Source organism: Virgibacillus chiguensis, from assembly GCF_900129865.1.
Taxonomy (GTDB): Bacteria; Bacillota; Bacilli; order Bacillales; family Amphibacillaceae; genus Virgibacillus; species Virgibacillus chiguensis.
Genome location: NZ_FQXD01000006.1, coordinates 186,759 through 209,884, shown reverse-complemented (window position 1 = coordinate 209,884; position 23,126 = coordinate 186,759). Strand labels below are relative to the sequence as shown.

The following is a 23,126-nucleotide window of genomic DNA, read 5'->3' as shown; positions in this document are numbered from 1 at the left end:
ATTATCGACTTTCTAGTCGGTGGATTGTTGCCACACATAGGAATAACCAAGGTAATTACAAGAAATGTAAGAAAGTGGTGTACAACATATGAAAACGGAAGCTATTTTAAAAGCAGCTTGTTCATTTTTTAAAAGTGAAGAGGCATACGATAAGTTATTCCAACAGTTTCGAAAAAAATATGAATCACTAGGCCGAATCGGGGGGACAGTACCGGTTCGACTATTTTCTGCGCATGAATTAGAAGTAATTGCACGTTTTTATGGTACGACAAAACAAGCGCTAGTGAAGAAGGGGGTGATTCATGTTGTGCAATTTGAAAAGCAATTACAAGAAACAAAATTTGCTGCAATAGGGTTAAAGCAACTATTAGACAATTATTTTGATGAGGAAATAATCTCTAAGAAACAACGTAAGGAAATAGAACAACAACAACTCAGATCTCTTTTACAAGAGTTAGAAAGGTCTTACCCGTCACTTAAGGACTGGTTTCGTTATATACAATCTGTAACAAAAGAAAAAAGGTGGATAACTCGTATAGTGGAAAAGGATTTTACGTACTTTCATTATTTAATAAAGCAAGTAGCGAAAGCAAGAGAACAGCTCCCTTCTACACCTGAACGTTTACCTATGTTTAGCCAACGGATAACTGCTGATCCTCACGCTTTTGACATTCATACAGATTTAGGGAAGTTGCTTCTGGAGGTGCTAACTTTTTACCATCCTACTTGGCCTAATAATGAAGTACCACAAACAACAGAGTCGATTAATGAGCTGTTACGAATGTATGGCATTTATCGTGATGATCTCTTGAATTTTGTTACTTGTTCAGGCTTACAAGCTCAAACGAAAGAAGGAATGCTACATCCAGTATGGCAAGCAGCTGTGGAAATGAATAGCGTACAAAATGTACCATTGCGAGATCTGTTATCTATAGATAGAATGTTCCCTGCAAGTGGTAAGCATGTATGGGTAGTAGAAAATTCTGGTGTATGTTCTGCTTTATTGGATGTGTTACCAAGCACACCAATAATTAGTACGAATGGACAATTTAAGCTAGCAGCGTGGATCGTATTCGATTTACTAGCAAAGGAAGATTGTATCATTCATTATGCGAGTGATTTTGATCCAGAAGGAGTGGGAATGGCGGAAAGATTATTACATCGTTATGCACCCCAGTTGCGTCTATGGCAAATGGATGTAGCGGCATATCATAAAAGTAATCCTGTGAAACCAATCGATAAAGAACGATTAAAAAAACTAGAGCGCATGGAACACACTACGCTATTGCCACTTGTAAAAGAAATGAAACGAATGAAAAAAGCAGGCTATCAAGAAGCGCTAGTAAAAGATATGATCCAGGACATTAAAAATAAATGAAGAGGCGGGGAAGTTGGAACAAATCTGATGTGCTCTGCATTAAAAATCCAAATATTTTCTCAAACTACTTCTATTTTGATCCGATAATAACAATAAAGAAGAGTTTTTAAACCCTTAGGAGTGTTCATATGGAGGCAATATCGCAAAAGCAGCTATCACAAGCGAACAACATATTACATACCATTGTTGAGGCAACAGAATATTTTTATCAGTTAGTAAAGCAAGAGGAAAGCCATCAGGCAATCTTTATATTTAGTTCTATTGTGGAAGGTGTACAATCCGTAAGTAAGACGTTTGAGAATGACGAGTTTTTACGAGATGACAAGCGTAAATTAGAAAACTATCTATTGCAAGTCGCTCAATTATTGGAAGCAAATAAATTCATTAAGATTACAGAAGTACTTCAATTTTCATTTTTGCCACTTCTAAAGAGAATGTTATCCTATATGGAAGAAATAGATGGGCAAAATAAAGCTGAAAAAGTGTATACAATTGGTGTCTTCTCCCCACAGGCGAATCCTGTAAAGTTCTTACCTCAACCAAGGCTTCAAGCTTTAGTTAAAGAAAGTCAACAACAACATGCCCGTTTACTATTCTTTACAGAAACAGATGTCGACCTAAAGAATAATGAGGTAGAAGCTGATACATATGTAAATGGAAACTGGGAGAGAATAACTGCTCCTTTTCCAGATGTCATTAATAATATAGGAACAATTAGACCTTCCCATGTCGAAAGGGAATTAAGACGGAAAATCCCTTTTACAAGCTATCATGTAGGTAACAAATTTTCTTTGCCTAAACGAATGGTTAAGTACCGTAAATATGCTGATTTACTCGTTCCGTTTAGACTTTGTCAAAAGGAAAGTGATGTTTTTGACTTTTTACAAGAAAATAATAAAGTAGTGTTTAAATCACTATTAAGTAACCGCGGGGAAAATATTTTCTTTGTTACCAAAAAAGGTAACCGTTACATTTTAATGGAGCATAAAAAAGAAAAAATTTTAAATCAAGATGTGTTTTCAAAATGGTTGCAAGAGCATATTTTAAGAAAAAAAGGTAGTTTTATTATTCAACGGTATATTCATACACGTACGAAAGATGATGAACCGTATCATATTCGCTCTCACGTCCAAAAGAATGGACAAGGGGATTGGATAATTACTCACATATACCCGCGTGTTGGAAATAGAAAAAGTAATTTAAGTAATGTTGCTACAGAAGGAAGAGTAGAAGACTTTCATACATTTTTACTTCATGAGTACGGGGAACTTGGAGAAAAGTACGCACATGATATTTTGCAACTCTCCTTAGAAGTAGCGAGCCATTTAGATAAATTATACAACTTTGCATTAGATGAGCTTGGATTGGATTTTGCCATTGATGAAAATGGTAGATACTGGATGCATGAAGCGAATAATGGACCGCAAACTGCCTATCACGAAGAAAAACGAGCAGTTAATACAATAGCCTATGCGAAATACCTTGCTAAAAACGGTATATTTCGTTCTGATCGGATACTTCAGCAACGGTTTAATTCCAGTGTTACCAATATCTCCAATGCGTCAACGAATGGAAAAACTACAATAGGTATGTTAGTAGGAAAACATGTTCGAGATGAATTAACCGAGGAATTTGCAAAGCTGGCAGAACAAAAAGAATTTTATTTTTATGTATTTAGTCCCAAGGATGTTGATGAATATGAAAGAGTTATCCGCGGTTATGTATTAGAGGGTGGGGAGTGGACTGCTAAAATAATCGAGTATCCTGACATCGTGTTTGATAGATTGAAGATGAGAAATAGTAAACAGATGCAATGGCTGTATGAAGAATTATCTGAGAAAGCAAGTTTTACTAATAATTGGAATGATCTTATCGAACGATCTGAATTATATAACCTTCTAGCAGACAGGGAGTATATGTTACCTTTCCAACAAGTAAAGAGAACGAGAGATATTTTTAGAATGTTAGAGACCCATCAGCAGGTTGCACTAAAGCCTGAAGTTGGGGCATTAAATGATGAACATGTTATAAAGGAACTTGAACATGGTAAATATTTGCTTGTTCATGGAAAAAGAAAAACAGTGTATAGTCAACTTCCTTTGACAAATAAACTAAAGGAATTATTAGAGGAAAGAAGCTATGTTGTCCAAGTTGATCCACGTATTACAGATTTCGACAATAGAGATAATTTGGTTTCTATACATCTTCATTTAATGAACAAGGGAATGGAAGATTGGGATTTCATAAGTGGATATGTCAAAACGAAAAATTTTGAAGCAGAAAGCCATCCGACTGTTCACAGGCAAGATATGCTGGAGTATTTAACAGGAAAATACGATGATCAAGAGGTAAAGTTATTGGAATCAGAGCTTATAGCTATTGCTAAAAATGTTGCTACTACTTTAAAAAACACGTATCAAGAAAGTATGTCTGAAGTAGCTATTAGCTTATCGATGAACGATTTGAGAAAAATTTATGTCCTAGATGTGAATCCTAGCGGTCCATCTTATATATACAATCCTACAATTTTAGCAAAACAATTGCTTTCTTATATTTCTAAACTGTTTGCAGAATGAGAATGAAAGACATTATATCTTTTTTTAGCTAGTCCGTGACTATTGCGGCTCAAAAATATAAAAAAACTGTACCCCATTGGGTGCAGTTTTTTATACTATAGGTTGTTCAACATGCGAGTTTTAACTATATGGATAGTTTCTAGCCTTGTGCTGAACGCTAATCCATTTAAAAGTAGTAAAGGCATCTAAGCTCCATTCCCCATTTAAACGTCCTAAACCTGAATTTTTCATTCCCCCAAATGCGACATGAGGCTCGTCGTTAATGGTCCCGTCATTAATGTGGATCATACCTGTATCTAATTGCTTTGCAAGCTCTGCACCACGCTCAACGTCTCTTGTATGAATAGCTCCACTTAGACCATATAAGGTATCATTTGCAATAGAAATGGCTTCTTCGTCGTTTGATGCTTGTAAAATCGACACGACAGGGGCAAATACTTCTTCTTTTGCTATAGACATAGAAGGAGTCACATCTGTGAAGATCACAGGTTCTATTACATTTCCTTCTATTTTTCCTTGAAGAATAGGCTTGGCTCCTTCTTCTATTGCTTTAGTAATGAAAGCTTTCGTTGTCTCTACTTGCTGTTGATTAATTAACGGCCCAATAATGGTGTTTGGATCTTTGGGATCTCCGCACGGTAATGTAGCTACTTTCGCTACATATTTTTCAATAAATTCGTTATAAACTGCTTCATGTATAATTAAGCGATTCGCAGACATGCAAATTTGCCCTTGGTGTGTAAAACGACTAAATACAGCAGCACTTACTGCTAAATCAATGTCCGCGTCTTCTAATACTATGAATGCACTATTTCCTCCTAATTCTAAGTGTGCATCCTTTAAATGTTTTCCTGCAATGGCACCGATATGTTTCCCAACCTTTGTAGAACCGGTAAAAGAAATAGATCGAGGGATAGGGTGTGCAACAAAGTCATCCCCGATTTCCGAAATTTCTGTTGTGATTACATTGAGTAGACCTTTTGGTAATCCAGCATGTTCAAAAATAGATGCAATCATTGTTCCACCAGTAATTGGTGTATGTTCATGGGGTTTTAGCACAACTCCATTACCAGTTGCCAATGCTGTTGCTACTGATTTCATGGATAAGAAAAATGGAAAATTGAATGGGCTGATTACGCCAACAACACCTACAGGAACACGGTAAACTCTATTTTCCTTATCATCGATAGGGGAGGTTAAGATTTTCCCATCCATTCGAAAAGGAAATGTGGTAGCTTCTTTTATGATGTTGGTTACAAGTCCTATTTCAAATTCTGCTTTTAACCTTGTCCCACCAATCTCTTCTATGATTATTTTAACAATGGATTCATAGTTATCGTTTATATATTGAACTGCGTTTTCAAACACCTCGCGCTTAGTAACAGGGTTGTTTTTTTCCCATTGTTTCTGTGCCGCATTTGCAGCTTGATAAGCATCATCCAAATCTTTTTTACTGCCTGCACGATATGTGGCGAGAAGGTCGCCATTATAAGGGTTTTTGTTTTCCATAATAAGGGGAGAAGCCCCCTCTTTCCACACGCCGTTAATATATTGACTTGGCAATTTTTTAAATGACATAGTTACCCCTCCAATAAATTAATTTTTCAGTTGCATATTTTCTTTGGCAAGTTGAGCTAGTAATTGAATATTACTATTTATTTCTTGCGCAGTTGCAGATAATTCTTCAATAGCCGCTGATTGGCTATCTGATTCTACATTCGTATCTTGAATATGCTTATTCAAATTAGCAATGACTTCTTTAATCGTATTTGTTATTGTTTGGATTTCAGACACATGCTCTTTGGAGTTTGTCGCCATTTTTCTAATTTCGTTTGCTACAACTGAAAATCCTTTCCCATGTTCACCAGCTCTGGCAGATTCAATGGCTGCATTTAACCCTAATAAATTGCTTTGGTCCGCTATTCCTTTCACCACATTGGAGACGTCTTCGATTGTATCTACTTGTTTGGTAACTTCTGTAGCTTTTTCTGAAACGACGGACATGTTATTTGCTAAACCGGAAATGGATTCTGCCATATCTTGTATGGTATTGGTTACATCTTCAAAAACTGTTGACAAATTGGAAGAAATTTCGGACAGCTGATTTGCTCTTTCTACGCTAAGCCCGACCCCAACACCCCCAATAAGGTTTCCAGTCTCATCATGAAGTGGTACAGCACGAGCAATTAAGTTCACACCAAATAACGAAGCAGGAACGATAGCTGATTGGTTTTTATTTTGCCGAATGGCATTTGTCACTATATCCCCTTCTACTAACGGATCGCCAGGTTGTACATTTAAAGAGAAGGTGTTAGCCGGAAAATTAATAATTAACTTCTCTGTGTCATAAATACCTATTGTAATATCATCGTTAATTAAATCTTGTAAAAATGGAGCAACAGTAACAAATGACTGCAGCAAAGGATGCGTATTTATTTGCTCAACTGTTGTTTCCTTCATTTTATCCACACTCCTAATCAGGTTGTAAAGTATATTGATTTGTTTTTTAATTCAATATGTTTTTAATACCTCTTTCTTCTCTTCTACGAGAAAGTCATTATAAGGATTTGTTAAATAAAGTAACAGCGAAGAATGTGTTATTTTCATTCACAGGAGAAAGACGTTCATTATTTATATCGGAAGTATAGCAATAATTATAAATAGCTCCATTTTTTTCCTTGATTATAAACGAAAGAAATATAAAAGGAGTAAGGTAGTTTTTGCCTCGCATTAAATAAGAAGATTTTATAAAAAAAGCTTCATAGTTTGTACCTTTATACCGATAAAAAAATAAGTCCATTGCTGGAACTTAATGTTATTCACTTCTTAGCTATATCAATGTTTTAAATAATTATACCTCCGCGTTGGAGAAGGGAAAAATATATATGGATCTAAATGTTTATATAAAATTTACTTATTTATGATAAAAGCTTTGATTATCGCCAAATCTTTAGCAAGGATATGTTGTCGTTTTGCTATACTAACAACCTTATAATTTTATATTTTCCGATTGTGGAATAGCTAGATTTTATACAAAGGGGAGATGAACATGCGTAAGTTATTTACATTTAAAAGCATCCGGATGAAACTTTTTTTTGCTTTTTCGATTATCATCATTCTAGTTATTTTATTAGGAGTTACAAATGTAATAAGCATTAGCGGAAGTAATCAGGATACAGAAGAAATGATCAAACAAGATATGCAATTATTAGTTACTGAAGAACAATTGGCAATTAATATGGCTGAACGAACCGGCTATTTGCGAGGATACTTATTATATAATGATGAACGATATAAACAAAGCTTCCAAAATACAATTGATGAAACGATGGAATTGGAGAACTATGTTTTAAAACACAATAATTCGGAAGAAGTTCGGTTTTTAATGGATAAGAAAATAGAATGGGGAGAACTTACCGATAAGTTTTTCCAAGAAATGGATGAGGGGAATAGTGCTAAAGCCAAGGTGATTATGGCGAATGAAATTCAACCAATTGGAAATCAATTAATTGATGGTTTTAAAGAGTTAGCACAAAAGAGTGAAAATAATATTACAAACAAAGGTGAGAACGTTATTCAAGCTGGAGAATTCACGCTAAGCTTTGGGGTAATCGTTACAGTATCCGTCGTAATATTAGGAGGAGTTATTGCTTTTCTAACTGCCCATTCCATAGCAAAACCATTAAAGCGTGTAAAAGAAAGAATGACGAAGATAGCTAACGGAGAACTGATTAATGAACCGCTAGATATAAAAGGGAAAGATGAAATTGCTGCGCTAATGGTAACAACGAATGAGATGAATGAGCAATTAAAAGAATTGTTAATTTCCATTAAAAACGTGTCTAGTGTGGTTGATGACAAATCGAAAGCTCTGAACCAAGCTTCTGATGAAATGCAACTAGGAACAGAGCAGGTGGCTGCGACGATGGAAGAGCTTGCTTCTGGGGCGGAAAATCAGGCAAATCATGCAGCTAATTTAGCAAGTATGATGAACGATTTAAATAATGTCATTCAAGAAGTAAGTCAGAACAGTTCAGAAATAGAGCAAACCTCTGCTGGTGTTTTAGTAAAAACAAAATCTGGACATGATATTATGGGGACGACAAACGACCAAATGGTGAAGATAGATCATATTGTAAAGAATGCTGTAGAGAGCGTACGCGGTTTAGATATAAAAACGAAGGAAATTTCAAAATTAGTAACTGTGATAGGTGAAGTCGCTGAACAAACGAATTTATTAGCGCTAAATGCAGCTATTGAAGCAGCGAGGGCTGGAGAGCATGGGAAAGGATTTGCGGTCGTTGCCGATGAGGTACGGAAACTGGCAGAACAGGTATCTTTGTCACTAAATGATATTACAAAAGTAGTTAAAGATATTCAAACGGAGTCCAATCAAGTAACTACATCACTTCAAGATGGTTATAAAGAGGTAACGAATGGTTCGGAACAAATGAAAGAAACAAAGGATACATTTGAATCTATTTATCATTCTGTTAATGAAATGGCAAATGCCATATCTCAAGTTAAACAACATTTTGATCGGGTTTCTGAAAATAGTAAAGAGATGAATGGTTCTGTAGGAGAAATTGCCGCGATATCAGAAGAAGCTGCTGCTGGTATTGAGGAGACATCTGCGACTGCTCAGCAAGCTAGTAGTTCCATGCAAGAAGTATCTGCCAACGCTGATCGTCTTTCCAAACTCGCTGACAATTTAAAAACTTTAATGCAACGATTTACTATATAATGAAGTTTAATATGGAAAACAGCGGATATTTGCGTATAGTTATTCGTTTTTTTGGGTGCTAATGATTTTCAAGCACCAGCTAAAGTTATCCAGTTAGAAAAACTCGGTTGATCGCTACATCTTAAGGGCGGTCAACCGAGTTTTTCTATCTAGTTATTATTTTCGACAAAATTTGGTAAAACTAGTCAACTATTACTCTTATAAAAAAATTGACCGTGAGGATTTAATACGTTATAATTAACAATCGTATTAAGAAAAATTAATATTAAATTTAAATGAATTTAAAAGAACAAATTATGAATTTAACAATTTGAGGTGAAGAGAGTGAAGAAATTTATATCCAGTAAATTAGGATTCTTCGCGGTAGCACTAGTGCTTTTTTGGGTGAAAACGTATTTGATATATAAATTTGAATTCAGCTTAGGGGTAAGTGGAGTAATGCAAGAATTTCTATTATTCTTCAACCCGCTAAGTTCTGCCTTGATTTTTCTAGGACTAGCGTTATTTGCAAAAGGTAGAAGAGCTGGAATTTGGATTATCATTATTGATGCGATACTTACATTTATTTTATATGCGAATGTCGTGTTTTATCGTTTCAATAGTGATTTTATAACAATACCAACGATGCTTCAAACAGATAATTTCGGCAGTATAGGTGGAAGCATTGCTGACCTAGCACAGTGGAGTGATTTACTGTATACGATTGACATTATTTTATTAGTCGGGTTATTTGTTTTTGTGAGGAAGAATTGGTCTGTGCAACGGATGCAATTCCGTAAACCATTTTTAGTAATTGCAGCTGGGGTATTAGCTTTTAGTATTAATCTTGGTCTAGCGGAAGCAGACCGACCACAATTGCTAGAACGTACATTTGATAGAAACTATCTAGTAAAATATTTGGGGGCATTCAATTTTACAGTTTATGATGCTATTCAAAGTGCAAAGACGTCAACAAGGCGTGTTTTAGCTGATAGTAATGACATTACGAAAGTAGAAAATTACACGAAATCCAAGTATGCAGCTCCAAATGAAAAGTACTTCGGTAAAGGTAAAGGAAAAAATATTATTAAAATTCACTTAGAATCATTTCAATCATTTTTAATTGATTACGAACTCCATGGAGAAGAAGTAACACCATTTCTTAACTCCTTAGTTCATGAACAAGAGAAAGGTTTTACGTACTTTAATAACTTCTTCCATCAAACAGAGCAAGGGAAAACAGCGGATGCTGAATTAATGCTGGATACGTCGTTGTATGGTTTACCACAAGGTTCAGCTTTTGTTACAAAAGGTAATAATACGTATCAAGCATTACCGGCAATTCTCGAACAAGAGCAAAATTATACAAGTTCTATTTTTCATGGTGATGGAAAGTCGTTTTGGAATCGGGATGAAGTATATAAACACCTGGGAATTAATGAATTTTACCATGAAGATTTTTATGATATGAGTGAAGAAAATGTAATCAACTATGGATTGAAGGATAAACCTTTCTTTGAACAATCCATGCCGTATTTAGAAGATATGGATCAACCATTTTACGCGCATATGATGACGTTGACGCACCATCACCCATATTTAATTGATGAGGAAGATGCTACGATTGAACCTGCTGAAACGGGCGATGGATCAGTAGATCGATATTTCCAAACAGCTCGCTATTTAGATGAATCATTGGAACAATTCTTCAATGATTTGAAAGAAAAAGGGCTCTATGAAGATTCGATTATTATGATTTATGGTGATCACTATGGTATTTCTGATAACCATAATCGTGCAATGAAAGAAATAACGGATGAAGAAATTACACCAATGAAAAACGCAGACTTACAACGTGTTCCGTTTATGATCAGAATTCCTGGGGTAGAGAGCGAAGGAACAGTAGAAACATATGCTGGTCAAATTGATGTCATGCCGACCATGCTTCATATTCTTGGTATTGATGCGAAAGACTATATTCAGTTCGGTACGGATATGTTCTCTGAAGAGCATCATGAGGTTGTTCCTTTCCGTAATGGGAACTTCATGTCCCCAGAGTACAGCTATGTAGACGGAGAATATTATGATAGTGAAACAAAAGAAGTCATTGAAGAGCCTACAGATGAAATGAAAGAAATGCATGAGAAAGTTATGAAAGAACTTGAACTCTCCGATGAAGTGCTATATGGCGATCTGCTTCGTTTTTACACACCGAATGAAAAGTGGGAAGCCGTTGATACAAGTGATTATTTCTATGGTGGTCCAGAAAGTATTGTAGATGAAAGTGAAAATAAAGAAGAATAAGAGGAATAAAGAAAATAACCAATCGTAGCCAGCTTTATAGTGTGCTCCGATTGGTTATTTCATTATAGAGTACCTTGCTTGTAATTTCGTGGAACTAAATGCCGGAGGGCGCCGACATACTCCTGTTGCAGGAGCATGATTCCTAAAACTTTCGTTAATTCGTTCCGACAGTCGCTACGTTGCTAACGGGGCGCCCCGAGCCTTTGTTCATCATGCTCATGCCCTATAGGAAAGTGTAAAAAATGATAGCCGTTGCTATAATTTAACAAGTAAGCTTTTTAAACCGTTGAAAAATATGCATTTCGTATTAAATAACTATTTAGTTAATATACATTCCAAATGCATTACATCGTGGCACGGAAAGAACATATAATGAAGTATACAAGCTTTAGTAAGTGGCTTGAGGTTGCATATAGGTCTAAAGGAACGTTTGTTCTATTTTTGTGTATGGAATTCTATATGTATGGCATACTAAATACAGATAACGTTCTTATGGAGTCGGCGGCAAACCCTAAATGAAAGGGGGTGAGCCAGGTGAATGTATATGAAGTTTTTGTAGTGATTTTCGCATTTGGCACCTTTCTGGTGACACTGTTGACGTTAGTGGTACGCATCATGAATAAAAAATAGACCTCATGCTCTTAAAAAACGTCGTTCGCAGAGGCCTATCCTATAAAGCCGATCCTCTTTTGAGAACCGCTTATCCATAGACCACAGCTAGCACTGTGGTCTTTTTAGTATATGTGTTATTATAGCAAAGTTATACGGAAAATGCTAAAGAGTTTGTTTTGTTTCTGGGGCTAACCTTATTTTTTGTGCTATGATTAGAGAAGAGATTTTTAAAAAGGAGAGTAGCGACAGTGGAACAAATGAAAGAAAAGAAATCCGTTTTGTATCAATATGTATTAATAGCAGGCATTATTGTCGCTGCTTTTAACTTACGACCAGCAATTACTTCTGTTGGGCCGCTTATCGGTATGATACGTGACCAACTAGAATTAGCTAATTGGAGTGCAGGGTTACTTACGAGTCTGCCATTATTAGCATTTGCGGTTATGTCACCGCTTGTAGCGAAGTTCAGCTATCGATATTCCAATGAGATGGTTATGTTCATGGGGCTACTTACTTTATTTCTTGGTATTAGTTTACGCAGTGTTTCGGTGGTTTTATTTGTTTTTGCAGGAACATTATGCATTGGCTTAGGAATTGCGGTTTGTAATGTTCTTTTACCGAGTATAATAAAAGAAAAATTCCCAACGAAAGTAGCATGGATGACAAGCCTTTATTCTACAGCTATGGGAATTTTTGCAGCATTAGCTTCTGGAGTAAGTGTTCCTATAGCGGAAGGACTTGGACTTGGATGGCAGATGGCATTATGGATTTGGGCCATTCCGGCATTGATTGGGACGGTCGTATGGTTTTACCTAACAAAACGTGAAAAAATGAAGCGTCATGTTTCTTATCATGGGAATAGCAGTGGGAATGAACGAATATGGCTTTCATCACTAGCTTGGCAAGTTGCGGGGTTTATGGGGTTTCAATCTTTTTTATTTTATGTCACGATATCATGGATGCCAGAGATTTTGCAGGCAAATGAGGTTAGTGCTTCAACAGCAGGTTGGCTATTATCTTTTATGCAATTTATTGGATTGCCTGCAAGTTTTCTTGTGCCAGTAATCGCTGAGAAATTTCGTTCTCAACAAGGGCTTGTACTAGCATTAGGATTATTTTCTGTTAGTGGATATGCTGGTTTATTATTCGGAGGAACATTTTCCATTATGGTGATCAGTGTTATTTTAATTGGCTTTTCGTTAAGCGGTACATTTGCCTTGGCATTGACATTCCTAGGTATGCGAGCGAAAACTGCAAAACAAGCTGCCTTTTTATCAGGAATGGCACAGACCCTTGGTTATATTCTTGCCGCTTTTGGACCGTTTTTAATAGGATTTATTTTTGATAAAACCAAGAACTGGGACGTTCCATTAGTCGTGTTAATTATCGTTTCTGTAATTGTTGTAACATTTGGTTTTGGTGCAGGGAGAGACAAGTATGTTTTTGAAAAATAATGTAACAAAAGAAGAAAATTCAAATAAAACGATTGAAAAAAAACCATATAGTGTGAAAGATAGTTATTTTTGGAGGATTAATGCTAGTTTAGCGTTAGCATCTTTTTTTATTTTTGCTAGTATGTACGCAATTCAACCCCTATTGCCAGTCTTTGTTGATGAATTTCAAATTAGTGTTTCCGTCTCTAGTTTATCTATGTCATTTACTATTATTGGTTTAATTGCAGGTTTAATCATCTTGGGTTTTTTATCAGATCGAATGGGAAGAACGCAGTTTATTAAAATATCATTATTAGGAGCTATTTTTCCGTTTTTTCTTATGCCGCTAACGGATAGCTTTATCATATTTATTATACTTCGGTTTATACAAGGCTTTGCTCTTGCTGGTTTACCAGCTGCAGCACTTGCGTATTTACATGAGGAGATTGAACCTAAAAGTGCCGCTTTTGCAACAGCATTATATATATCTAGTAATGCACTAGGAGGGATGGCTGGAAGAGTAATAACGGGGGTAGTGTCAGATGTTATGTCTTGGCAGGTTGCCTTTTATGGACTAGCAGCATTTGGAGGGCTTATTTTAATACTAACTCATTTCTTGCTTCCACATTCCAAACATTTTCAACCTAGCCGACTACCATTTAGTAAGGATATAGAGGGATTTCTATTTCATCTCAAAGATCCCCAATTATTGCTCGTTTTTGGATTAGGAATTGTTTTGCAAATGTCGTTCACAGGGGTTTGGACCTACTTGCCTTTTTATCTACAAGGAGAGCCGTTTTTATTATCATTGCATACTATTTCTTATTTTTTTCTGGCTTATGGGCTTGGAGTCATTGGTTCACCTTTAGCCGGGTGGCTTTCCAGTTTCATAGGTTTAGAAAAAGTTCGCATAGGTGGTATGATTACCTTAGGCATTGGTATATTGTTTACACTACATAACGCATTACCTATTATTGTGGTTGGGCTTTGCATTACTTGTCTTGGCTTTTTTACAGCACATTCATTAACAGCTTCTTCTGTCAGTGAAACAGTTACACACCATAAAGGGAGTGCTTCTAGCTTATATTTAGTTTCCTATTACATAGGTGTTACCTTAGGTAGTTCCGCTTTAGCGCCGATATGGGAGAATTTCCATTGGAAAGGACTAGCTGTGTTACTTGGACTACTACCAATGATTTATTTACTTATCATTCGCTCTATTCCACATGGCAGTCGTCAGAGCACTTCTAATTCTGCTTACATGAATAAATAAACTTACGTAGGTAACTCTTGTGTGTTATAAAGAACTTTGCTTTATTATGGAAGGAGGAAAAATAGTTTATATGTTAAAACATTTGCTTTATGAATTAATTGGTTGGATTTTTACCGGTGTAGGGGCTTACTTCATTTATGAAGATCCAACACTTATTCTACCTTACATTAGTCTAGGGATAGGTTTAGCTTTCATCATTTTTCATTTACCGAAGAGTTTACGACGAAAAAAATAAGTGTGAGTTATATTTACGCAAATGCATATAGGTTCGATTTTGAAATATAGTTACGAAAATAATTAAAATTAACGAAATGTAATTTTAAAAGACGCCTGATTATGATATAGTTAACATGGAGCGAGCTGAAAACGCTTATATAAATTCATTTTATGAACACGAAAGGATAATGGAAATGTTAGAATCAGGGACGTCAAGCAATATTGTTATTGGTTTAATGTCTGGTACTTCTTTAGATGGTATTGATGCAGCGATCGTCAAAATAAATGAAGACCATGCATTAGATTTTGAACTACTTCATTTTGCTAGCTTTTCCTATTCAAAAGAAATGAAAGAAAGAATTTCAAACATGTGCAACCCGGAAACAGTACGTATTGAAGAAATATCAAGCATGAATATGTATCTTGGGAAGTTATTTGCAGATGCTTCGAAACAAGTGATGGAAGATGCTAGGTTGTCATCGGAACAAATTTTGTTAATTAGTTCACATGGTCAAACGATATATCATCAGCCAGAACCAAAGGAAGTAGAAGGAAATAAAGTTGTTTCAACGCTACAAATTGGGGATATCGGTATGATTGCAGAACTTACCGGTATTACAACAATTGGAGATTTTAGAACGAGAGATATGGCAGCTGGTGGACAAGGAGCTCCATTAGTACCATACACGGATTATAAGTTGTATCGGAAAGAAGAATACGGAAGAGCCCTAGTTAATATTGGAGGGATTTCCAATGTAACCATACTTCCAAAAGGATGTAAAGAAGCGGATGTACTAGCTTATGATACTGGGCCTGGAAATATGATAATGGACGCTTTTACAAGTTTAGCTACAAACGGTGTACAAAATTATGATGAGAATGGTGCTATAGCAGCTAAAGGGACAGTCAATGAAACCTGGCTATCGCAGCTGTTAGATCACCCTTACTTTCATCTAACAGCACCTAAAAGTACGGGAAGAGAATTATTCGGAGAAGCGTACTCTAACCAGCTATGGCTTGAAGCTGAGCGTCTTCAAATTGATAATGATGATAAAGTAGCTACGGTAACAGCTTTAACTGCAAAAACTATTGCTTTAGAGATTAATAAATATATCGCATCTGCTAGCTTAAAAGAAGTGTTTATTAGTGGTGGGGGCAGATATAATAAAACGCTATTAACGTTAATTTCTAAATATTTGTCTAAGGATGTCATTGTTTGCGGAACGGATGAAATTGGCATGCCTGCAGATGCCAAAGAGGCGATCTCTTTCGCTTTACTAGGATATCAATGCTATAAACAAAGAACGAATAATCTTCCTGCGGCAACTGGTGCAAAGAAACCAGTAGTTATGGGGAAAATATCGTGGTAGTCCACCATGCGAATGAGAAACATAAAGGAAGAAAAAGGTTAAAGATGATAAGTAATCTGCCATTTACTACTACGTAAAAAAGCTACGCTTATTGTTCAATCTTTTTTATTGCTTTCCAATAGTATGAAAATAAACATGTGGGAATCTATTCGTTCCCACATGTTTATGAATAACAACAAACGTCACTGTCTGTTTCTGTTTATTTCACAAAATCAGGTACTTCTGTAATGTTTATTCCCCAAAGCATCGGCAGTAAGAAATAAATGGCTACCGTGACTAAAATAGAGCCTATTATATTTAACGCCACGCCAGCTTTAACCATATCTGGAATGCGTAAGTAACCTGAACCAAAAACGACCGCATTTGGTGGGGTAGCAACCGGTAACATAAAAGCACAAGATGAAGCTACACCAGCAGCAATCATAACTGCAAATGGATGGACTCCTAGAGCTAAAGCAAGCGCCGCCATGATAGGGTACATCATATTTGCTGTTGCGGTATTGGAAGTAATCTCTGTTAAGAATATAACTAGTCCTGCAACAACTAGCAATACAATGAAAATATGAATACCTTGCAATGCAGTTAATTGATTTCCGATCCATTCAGAAAGGCCAGACTGCGTAAATCCTGCTGCTACTGCTAAACCTCCCCCAAACAATAACAAGATCCCCCATGGTAGCTTCACAGCTGTATTCCAATCTAATAGAAATGTGTCTTTATAATTTTTGGAAGGTAGCAAAAACAAGAGGATAGCTGCGCTCATTGCGATAATCGCATCATTTATATTAGGGTTAATTTGAACAAGTAAAAATGAACGAGTTATCCAAGCCAAAGCTGCTAGAATAAATACAGTGAAAACAGCCTTTTCCTCAGCCGAAGGTTTACCAAGCTTTTGCTTTTCTTGATGAATCACTGCTTTGCCACCAGGAAGCTGTTTTAGTTTTAATGGGTAAGCTATTTTAATTAGGTAAAACCAAATGATAAAAATAAATACCCATGCGATTGGCACGCCAAATAACATCCACTTTGCAAAGGATAGTTCTATTCCATACATTTTATTAATGACGCCTGCTAATGCTGCGTTAGGAGGTGTTCCTATTAGTGTAGCAATACCTCCAACAGATGCTGAATATGCAATACTCAGCATGAGAGCCTTTCCAAAAGCAAAGTTCTCTTTAGAAGTGTCGATGGAAGGATCGTCCTTTAAGGCGTCCGAAATTTGGTAAATAATAGCTAGACCAATGGGAACCATCATCATTGCTGTAGCGGTGTTAGAAATCCACATGGATAAAAAACCAGTTGCAACCATGAATCCTAGAATAATACGGTTCGTGTTCGTACCAATTACAGAAATAATGGATAGTGCAATTCTCCTATGTAGATTCCATTTTTCCATTGCTAGCGCTATCATAAAACCACCCATAAACAAAAAAATGGTATCGCTTCCATAGGAAGATGTAGTAGTACCAATATCTAAGCCACCTGTTAAAGGAAATAAAATGATTGGTAATAAAGAAGTTGCTGGAATGGGGATTGCTTCGGTCATCCACCAAATTGCAACCCAAATCGTACTAGCTAAAATGGCTAATCCCTGTTGAGATAAGCCTTCAGGTGAAAAAAATAATAAAGTGATGGTAAATAATAATGGTCCAGCAATTAAACCAAAAAGCTGCCCAGGCTTATAGTTACGATTTTTTCCCGGCTCATTATTGTTTCCTACTAGACTATCGGAAGGGTCTATGGATCTACCAGTTGATAATCTAGAGGAATTAGCTTGAACAAAAAATGTAAAAAAAGATTTTAATTCGTCATGTTTCTCCCACATCCAATTCCAAGTTGACGAAATCATACATATTCCCCCTTTTTCTCCCATGTATAACATTATATTTAACTATCATAGTTTGAGCAAGATAAGATGATTTCGTTTTCATTGTCAATAGAAATTTTTCGCTTCATTTGGTAATTATTTTACTTTTTCCGCAAGCAACTCGTTCATTGCGTAGATAGGAGTGAGTTTAACTTTCAATGTATGTTATGATGTTCATGATAAGGCATTCTTTGTTGTAATGTTGGAGAAATAGGAAAAGGAGTTATAAATGATGAAAAAATTGTTGTTAACTGGTTTTGCAGCATTTTTAGATAATCCAATCAACCCTACAGAAAAAATAGTGGAAGAACTAGATGGAGGAGTAATAGATAGTTATAAAATTGTTGCTAGAAAATTGCCGGTTGATTTTATGACGGCAGGAAAACAATTGATTACACATATGGAAGAAGTAGAGCCACAAGCTGTTATTGCTTTGGGATTGGCTGCAGGAAGAAGTGCTATTACACCTGAGCGGATTGCGATAAACTGTAATGACGGTTTAAAAGACAATCGAGGATACCAACCACACGGAGAGAAAATAGTAACTGGTGGTGCAGATGGTTATTTTTCCACCTTACCTTTACATAAAATAATTGATGCATTACATGACGAACAGCTACCTGCACATATATCAAATACTGCCGGTACATACGTATGCAACAACGTTATGTATCATGCATTACATTTTGCGCAGAAGCAAGCTCTATCCACTCCAATTGGTTTTATCCATCTTCCAGCATCTCATGCGCTCGCTTTGAAAAAACAACTTCCTAGCTGGTCGCAGTCCGATTTAACGCGTGCTGTAAAAACAATCATTTCTACTTTATCTTGAATAGAAGGTGCTAAAAATTCTAATTTGAACATTTACTAAATCTAATGAAGCATTGCAACTATGTTAATAAATTTTAACGGTATATGTAGAGCTACTTTATTGATTCGCTATCCGAAATGATTTAAAATAACGTAGACACGATCATAGGATAGAAGGTGATAGGTATGCCAAAACAAATTTGGCTACTCGTAATTGCAACAACGGTAAATGTCACTGGTGCTTCTTTCTTATGGCCATTAAACACTATATATATGCACAATGAATTGGGAAAAAGCCTTGCTTTTGCAGGGTTTATTTTAATGCTTAACCAAGGTGCATCTATTGCAGGTAACTTACTAGGCGGTATATTGTTTGATAAGTTCAGCCCTTATAAAACGATCCTTTACGGAACAGGGTTAGCAATGATGGCTTCTACCGTTATGGTATTATTGCATCATGACATTCTGTATTATTCTATTGCGCTTATTCTAATAGGTTTTGGTTCTGGGATAACGTGGCCTGTTATGTTTGCGATGGCTGGTTCGATTTGGAAAGAAGGAGGAAGACGTGCGTTTAATGCCATATATGTTGCACAAAATTTTGGAGTTGCATTAGGAGCTACTGTCGGTGGCTATGTAGCAAGTATATCGTTTAATTATATTTTTATAAGCAATGCGATTTTGTTCTTTAGCTTTTTTCTTATTGTTTTCATGACGTTTAAACCAATGGACGCTTTTGTAGATCGCCAGATGCATACGACCGTTTTAAAACAGCAAGGAAAGATGAAAGATAAATCAGCCTTTATCTCCTTACTTATTTTATGTGGCGGCTTTTTAATAACTTGGATTGCTTATAGTCAATGGCAATCCACTATTGCTTCCTATACGCAAGATTTACAAATACCATTAGAATTATATAGTACTTTATGGGCAATTAATGGCTTTCTTATTGTATTAGGTCAACCTCTCATAAAGTTGCTTACCACAAGGGTTACTTCACAAAAAAAGCAAATATATGTTGGCAATACCATTTTTCTTATATCTTTTCTGATTGCTTTATGGTCAGAAACCTTTAGCATGTTTGCCATAGCTATGGTAATCTTAACAGTGGGAGAAATGCTTGTTTGGCCTGCCGTTCCTACTTTGGCAAATGATTTAGCCCCACAAGGAAGGACAGGTTTTTATCAAGGAATAGTAAATAGTATTGGTGCCGCAGGAAGGATGGTCGGACCATTATTAGGTGGGGTTATTGTAGATATGTTTAACATTGAATTGTTATTCTTTATTTTATTAGCACTACTCATTATTCCTTATATAACAACGAGTATGTATGATCGGGGTTTCGTTTTCACTAGAAATACTTGATAAATGGAGGCTAGAAAATGGAGCAAGCAAAGAATATTAAACTTATCGCTTTAGACATGGATGGCACGCTATTAACAAAGGATCATGAAATTACACCGCTTACTCGTCAAGCAATTTCAGAAGCAATGGATAAAGGAATTCATGTTGTATTAAGTACTGGACGTTGGTTGCAATCTTGTTACCCATTTGCGGAATCTTTAGGATTACAATCTTATCTCGTAACAGTGAATGGTGGAGAGATTTGGACGAAAGACAAAGAGCTTGTCGAGCAACATTTGTTTGACGCTAAGAAAATTGAACAGATGTACCATATTGCTGCAGGGCTTGGACTTACGACGTGGATGATCACTACAGAACAAGTATATCGTAATGAGTTGCCAGAAAATGTTCATGAGCTAAAATGGTTGAAATTTGGTTGTGAGTCTCATGACCCAGTCACTTTAGAAAAAATGATTAAAGAGTTATCGTTTATAGATGGGCTGGAAATGACGAATTCCTTACCAACAAACCTAGAGGTAAACCCTGAAGGAGTAAATAAGGCCAAAGGTTTAGAAAAAGTTTGTAACTTGGTTGGAATAACAATGGATGAAGTGATGGCGGTTGGAGATAGTTTGAATGATATAAAAATGATTCAACAAGCTGGAGTAGGTGTTGCTATGGGTAACGCGCAAGAAGCGGTAAAAAAAGCTGCGGATGATATTACAGATGTGAACAACGCAGATGGAGTTGGCAAAGCAATTAGACGGCACGCGCTGTAAATATATAGAACGTTAAACAAAAGGGGAGATATCTTTCTCTCCTTTTTATACGTATAGGAAAATTTATAGTATAATAAAATGACAGCGTTTTTCTAATAGCAAATGGAGGGTGCTGTAAGATTATCGCTTCAAGAAGTGATGGGAAGTTTCATTTTTCACCTAGACTACACAAGTGACAATAAGATGCCTTGTGCACGGTTGTCATATGTAATTCCATACATAAATATTTTCTCATTAACATATAATATAAGTAGAATAGCCTTTTAAATCCTAGAGACGGGATGCACCGAACGATAGTTGTATGCTTAGTAGCTTTCCTTCTGGCAACAATAGGCGTATAATAGAAGTTAGTATAAGAAAGGAGATGCTCACATGTCTTTTTCACGTGGACCAAAAGAACCGGTTCCAGAAGTGGAAACGAACATTTGGTCATGCACCAGTGACGACTGTCAAGGTTGGATGCGGGAGTCGTATAGTTTTGAGGAGGAACCAACATGTCCGTTATGTAAGTCCACTATGCAAAAGGAAGTAAGGACTCTTCCTGAACTTAAGTAGCATGAACCAATAAGTATCTCTTTATAAGATATAAACCACTGCTACTAGCCCTTGATAGAAATCAAGGGTTTTTTGCATGTATAATTTATCTTTATTGATTCGTTCGATTCGCTACGTTGCTAAAACTGGCGCCCGGCCTTCATTCATATATTATAAGAATCGTATCATTCAAGATATGATAAAGCTTAGACATACTATACAAATAGATATAATCTTGCAATTATTCGAAATGATTTGTTATACTAAAATTACAATTACTTGAAAACGCTTTCTTAAAAGGGAGGAGAAAGTTTGATGAGGTATGCTAATCCAAATACGGAAAATGCTGTAGTTCATTTTAGGGAAAAATATGATAATTTTATAGGAGGAGAATACATTCCACCAGCTAATGGAAATTATTTTGAAAATGCAAGTCCGGTAACTGGAGAAGTATTTTGTCAGATAGCAAGGTCGACAAAGGAAGATGTAGAAGCTGCATTAGATGCCGCGCATGAGGCGAAAAAGATATGGAGTCAAACCTCAGTAACGGAAAGATCATTGTTGCTTCATAAAATCGCTGACCGAATGGAAGAGAACATGGAAAAGTTAGCTGTTGCAGAAACTTGGGATAATGGAAAGGCAGTCCGTGAACCGTTAGCTGCAGATATACCACTTGCTATCGATCATTTTCGTTATTTTGCAGGTGTGATTCGAGCGCAGGAAGGCGGAGTTAGTCAAATTGATAAAGATACGGTCGCTTATCATTTCCATGAACCTTTAGGAGTAGTAGGACAAATTATTCCTTGGAACTTCCCGTTATTAATGGCTACATGGAAATTAGCTCCTGCACTAGCTGCTGGAAACTGTGTTGTTTTAAAACCAGCTGAACAAACGCCAGCTTCTATTCATGTATGGCTTGATCTAGTGAAAGACTTAATTCCTGCAGGTGTTGTGAACGTGATTAATGGATTTGGTGTTGAAGCAGGTAAACCGCTAGCTTCAAATAGTAGAATTTCAAAAGTAGCCTTTACAGGGGAAACAACTACCGGACGATTAATTATGCAATATGCGTCGGAAAATATCATTCCTGTAACATTGGAACTTGGTGGTAAATCTCCAAACATATTCTTTGCAGATGTAATGGATCGGGATGATGGTTTTTTAGAAAAAGCAGTCGAAGGGTTTACGATGTTTGCGTTAAATCAAGGAGAAGTATGTACATGTCCATCTAGAGCATTAATTGAAGAAACGATATATGATGAATTTATGGAGCGTGCTATAGATAGGGTCAAACAAATTAAGTTAGGGCATCCATTGGATACTACTACGATGATGGGTGCACAAGCATCTCAAGAACAAATGGAGAAAATCCAATCTTATTTAAATATAGGTAAGCAAGAGGGCGCAGAGGTTTTAATTGGTGGAAATGTACAAAAAGCTGATGACCCTGATTTGAAAAATGGCTATTATGTGGAGCCAACTATTTTTAAAGGGAATAATAAAATGCGCATTTTTCAAGAAGAGATATTTGGACCAGTTCTGTCAGTAACAACTTTTAAAGATAAAGAAGAAGCACTTACGGTTGCAAATGATACATTGTATGGACTAGGTGCAGGGGTCTGGACGAGAAATATGAATACCGCTTACCGTTTTGGTCGAAATATAGAGGCTGGTCGCATATGGACAAATTGTTATCATCAATACCCTGCACATGCAGCATTTGGCGGATACAAAAAGTCTGGTATTGGTAGGGAGAACCATTTAATGATGCTTAGCCACTATCAGCAAACGAAAAACTTGCTAATAAGCTATAGCGAAAGGCCGGCAGGATTATTTTAATGCAATAAAAAGTGGAAATGTTCTGTACTTCAAATGCGCCAAAAAGACCAATTTCACGATAAGAAATC

The 23,126-nt window shown here is 36.3% G+C and carries 17 protein-coding genes; 14 read left to right on the top strand and 3 right to left on the bottom strand.

The window, feature by feature from the left end; genetic code table 11:
* The first annotated feature begins 88 nt into the window (after positions 1-88).
* Both BUB45_RS09190 and BUB45_RS09185 read left to right on the top strand, forming a co-directional pair.
* On the top strand, positions 89-1,378 hold the full coding sequence (locus tag BUB45_RS09190) for a TIGR02679 family protein (RefSeq protein ID WP_073007696.1): 1,290 nt from the start codon (positions 89-91) through the stop codon (positions 1,376-1,378).
* A 128-nt stretch (positions 1,379-1,506) separates the two neighbouring features.
* Positions 1,507-3,954 carry a YheC/YheD family protein gene (locus BUB45_RS09185; protein ID WP_073007694.1) on the top strand — a complete coding sequence of 816 codons (2,448 nt, stop codon included), beginning with the start codon at positions 1,507-1,509 and terminating at the stop codon, positions 3,952-3,954.
* 120 nt (positions 3,955-4,074) lie between these two features.
* Here BUB45_RS09185 and BUB45_RS09180 read toward each other — a convergent pair whose 3' ends face one another.
* Together BUB45_RS09180 and BUB45_RS09175 are read right to left on the bottom strand one after the other, a co-directional pair.
* A complete protein-coding gene (locus BUB45_RS09180) occupies positions 4,075-5,532 on the bottom strand; it encodes an aldehyde dehydrogenase family protein (protein ID WP_073007691.1) in 1,458 nt (485 codons plus the stop codon).
* Between the two features lie 18 nt (positions 5,533-5,550).
* A complete protein-coding gene (locus BUB45_RS09175) occupies positions 5,551-6,414 on the bottom strand; it encodes a methyl-accepting chemotaxis protein (protein WP_073007690.1) in 864 nt (287 codons plus the stop codon).
* Between the two features lie 589 nt (positions 6,415-7,003).
* On the opposite strand from BUB45_RS09175, the gene BUB45_RS09170 reads away from it, so the two are divergent.
* From BUB45_RS09170 to BUB45_RS09145, 7 genes are all read left to right on the top strand, one after another.
* Positions 7,004-8,698 (top strand): methyl-accepting chemotaxis protein, encoded by a 1,695-nt coding sequence (locus BUB45_RS09170; protein WP_073007688.1) that lies wholly within the window; start codon positions 7,004-7,006, stop codon positions 8,696-8,698.
* Positions 8,699-9,022: 324 nt separating this feature from the next.
* Positions 9,023-10,981: a lipoteichoic acid synthase gene (gene ltaS, locus BUB45_RS09165; protein WP_073007687.1), complete on the top strand. Its 1,959-nt coding sequence runs from the start codon at positions 9,023-9,025 to the stop codon at positions 10,979-10,981.
* 525 nt (positions 10,982-11,506) lie between these two features.
* Positions 11,507-11,611: a putative holin-like toxin gene (locus BUB45_RS19550; RefSeq protein ID WP_073007685.1), complete on the top strand. Its 105-nt coding sequence runs from the start codon at positions 11,507-11,509 to the stop codon at positions 11,609-11,611.
* Positions 11,612-11,850: 239 nt separating this feature from the next.
* Complete coding sequence (locus BUB45_RS09155; protein WP_073007869.1) at positions 11,851-13,047, top strand: CynX/NimT family MFS transporter; 1,197 nt, start codon at positions 11,851-11,853, stop codon at positions 13,045-13,047.
* On the top strand, positions 13,031-14,299 hold the full coding sequence (locus BUB45_RS09150; protein WP_073007682.1) for an MFS transporter: 1,269 nt from the start codon (positions 13,031-13,033) through the stop codon (positions 14,297-14,299). The genes BUB45_RS09155 and BUB45_RS09150 overlap by 17 nt, the downstream gene beginning before the upstream one ends.
* 70 nt (positions 14,300-14,369) lie before the next feature.
* Positions 14,370-14,534, top strand: a complete 165-nt coding sequence (locus BUB45_RS19855; RefSeq protein ID WP_162985849.1) for a hypothetical protein — start codon at positions 14,370-14,372, stop codon at positions 14,532-14,534.
* 175 nt (positions 14,535-14,709) lie between these two features.
* A complete protein-coding gene (locus BUB45_RS09145) occupies positions 14,710-15,885 on the top strand; it encodes an anhydro-N-acetylmuramic acid kinase (protein WP_205601077.1) in 1,176 nt (391 codons plus the stop codon).
* Between the two features lie 199 nt (positions 15,886-16,084).
* Here BUB45_RS09145 and BUB45_RS09140 read toward each other — a convergent pair whose 3' ends face one another.
* Positions 16,085-17,734, bottom strand: coding sequence for an SLC13 family permease (locus BUB45_RS09140; RefSeq protein WP_073007681.1), 1,650 nt, complete (start codon positions 17,732-17,734; stop codon positions 16,085-16,087).
* Between the two features lie 250 nt (positions 17,735-17,984).
* Between BUB45_RS09140 and BUB45_RS09135 the strand changes: the two genes are divergently transcribed.
* The 5 genes from BUB45_RS09135 (at position 17,985) to exaC (ending at position 23,058) form a co-directional block, all read left to right on the top strand.
* Positions 17,985-18,584, top strand: coding sequence for a pyroglutamyl-peptidase I (locus BUB45_RS09135; RefSeq protein WP_073007679.1), 600 nt, complete (start codon positions 17,985-17,987; stop codon positions 18,582-18,584).
* 164 nt (positions 18,585-18,748) lie between these two features.
* Positions 18,749-19,927, top strand: coding sequence for an MDR family MFS transporter (locus BUB45_RS09130; RefSeq protein WP_073007676.1), 1,179 nt, complete (start codon positions 18,749-18,751; stop codon positions 19,925-19,927).
* A gap of 17 nt (positions 19,928-19,944) precedes the next feature.
* Positions 19,945-20,685: a Cof-type HAD-IIB family hydrolase gene (locus tag BUB45_RS09125; RefSeq protein WP_073007673.1), complete on the top strand. Its 741-nt coding sequence runs from the start codon at positions 19,945-19,947 to the stop codon at positions 20,683-20,685.
* 372 nt (positions 20,686-21,057) lie between these two features.
* Entirely contained in the window at positions 21,058-21,240 is a 183-nt protein-coding gene (locus tag BUB45_RS09120) for a cold-shock protein (protein ID WP_073007670.1), read from the top strand.
* 294 nt (positions 21,241-21,534) lie between these two features.
* Positions 21,535-23,058 carry an acetaldehyde dehydrogenase ExaC gene (gene exaC, locus BUB45_RS09115; RefSeq protein WP_073007667.1) on the top strand — a complete coding sequence of 508 codons (1,524 nt, stop codon included), beginning with the start codon at positions 21,535-21,537 and terminating at the stop codon, positions 23,056-23,058.
* The last annotated feature ends 68 nt before the right edge of the window (positions 23,059-23,126 follow it).